This is a genomic window from Arthrobacter sp. M4 (genome assembly GCF_020251205.1).
Taxonomy (GTDB): domain Bacteria; phylum Actinomycetota; class Actinomycetes; order Actinomycetales; family Micrococcaceae; genus Arthrobacter.
This window is the reverse complement of sequence record NZ_JAIWYX010000045.1, coordinates 1-1,648: the sequence shown is the minus strand read 5'-3', so window position 1 is coordinate 1,648 and position 1,648 is coordinate 1. Positions and strand designations below refer to the sequence as shown.

General features: G+C 62.6%; 2 protein-coding genes and 1 pseudogene. 1 reads left to right on the top strand and 2 read right to left on the bottom strand.

What is annotated here, in order from left to right; translation table 11 throughout:
- Nucleotides 1-188 (top strand): hypothetical protein (locus LD110_RS23315; RefSeq protein ID WP_225502324.1); only part of this gene is annotated, 188 nt, incomplete at its 5' end.
- A gap of 402 nt (nucleotides 189-590) precedes the next feature.
- Here the strand turns inward: LD110_RS23315 and LD110_RS23310 are convergent.
- Nucleotides 591-944, bottom strand: a pseudogene (locus LD110_RS23310) (thermonuclease family protein).
- Between the two features lie 507 nt (nucleotides 945-1,451).
- Complete coding sequence (locus LD110_RS23790) at nucleotides 1,452-1,586, bottom strand: hypothetical protein (RefSeq protein ID WP_263855486.1); 135 nt, start codon at nucleotides 1,584-1,586, stop codon at nucleotides 1,452-1,454.
- Nucleotides 1,587-1,648: the final 62 nt, after the last annotated feature.

The window sequence follows — 1,648 nt, the reverse complement described above, 5'->3', positions numbered from 1 at the left end:
GCGTGGCCGATGCTTCCTTCCTCGTGGTTCGGCGAAGATTTCGCTTCTCACTCATTCATGGTCTGGTGCAGCCGGAGCGGCGTGACCAGGCCGGCGGGGGAGTGGTGGTGCTGCGTTGCTGCTTGGGGCTTCGGTGCTCATACCTGTTCATGGGGACTTTCGAGGGCTTCTGCATGACCTTGGCGTAAGTTTTTCTGGAATTCTTTTGACGGCGCCCCGGGTCGGGAGGGCTCAATCACTTCGGTCAGACCTTCATGGTGCGAGCGGGTGAGAGAGCTACATGACCTGCCGCTGGTGCATCTGAGCGGAGGGCGGGAGTCATTTCCTAGCAGGGACCCGCACCGGGCCTGTCGCGGGGGGACCGCCGGGCGAGCTGGGCCGCCTCATGGCTGACAGATAGTGGGGCCGGGTTCCGGGGAGCTCCCGTTCCGATGTGGTCTTTGGTTGCATACTCGTTCATTGCGCGCGGCGAGGCTGGCCACATGATTAATCGGCTGGGTCCGGGTTTCTTGAATGGACATGGGGCACGACCGGCCCTTTGGCGAAGCAGCAGGTGGTCGACGTCACCGCCGGCAATGGGGCGGTGGTGGTTAGTTGGTGTTGCCTGCGCAGGTGGCGGGGTTCCAGACTCCCCGTCCGGCGGTGCGGGCTGTGTTTTCGGCGTCGCGGAAGGCGTCCTGGTATTTGTACGGCGTCTGGTAGGTGTATTCGCGGGCGTAGCCCTCGTTGACCAGTGTTTGATTGATGAGTTCGGTGTCGGTGAGCCAGACATAGGCGAGGGTGCGGCCGTAGCGGTCTCGCCGGGCTTGGGTGGGGTCCTATACCAGCCGGACCTGGGTGCCGTCCAGGAGTTCATGCGCCCGGCGGGATGCTTCTTGTCCGAAGCACTGGATGGGTTTGCGCGGGTCACTGACCTCCGGGATGTCAATGCCGATGAGCCGCACGGGCGTGGACTTGCCGTTGATGGTGACCCGGATGGTTCCTATCAGGATGTTCACGGTCCCAGATAGTGTTGCTGTTGAAGTCGCCTATGAGAAGGGCCCGGCCCTGGCCCAGGAAGTCCCTGTGCCGGTCCACGACTTCGTGCGTGACGTGCACTAACGCAGATCCGGCGTGTGTTGGTGCGCCCAGAGCGCGATGATGTTGAGCCCGTTCACGTGAACGGGATATGCCAGGGGAGCCCGGCGTCTGATTGCTCGGTGATTCTGCGCGGGCATCCGCGTAGCCGAGGACTCCGAGGCCTATGTTGGGCCGGGAAACCCGTCCATGCCGCGAAAGATGTTCGCCGGCAATCCCATGTGAGTCCCCCTCGCGTGCGGCGGAGGCCATCCCCGCGCGCTCCCAACCCGGAATGATACCCCTGACCTGCTTCTGGGAGCGTCACTGTGCTTTGGTGGCGTGGCGAGTGAAGGGCTGGTGGCTGCCCGGTCACAGCTGCACCTGGTCCAAGTTCAGGCGGTATTCCTCAGCCTCAGGTCTTCGATCCACTCCACAATGTCGGCTTCGTGAGACTTTAGCGCCTCCAGAACGTGGTGCGGGGTGACACGGAAGAATTCACGGCGCCGGTTGATCCGATTGATGCGCACTCAATCGACTCGTAAACGTGGCAATGGAGATTCAGAACGCCTCTTTGACAAGTCGGCGCGAC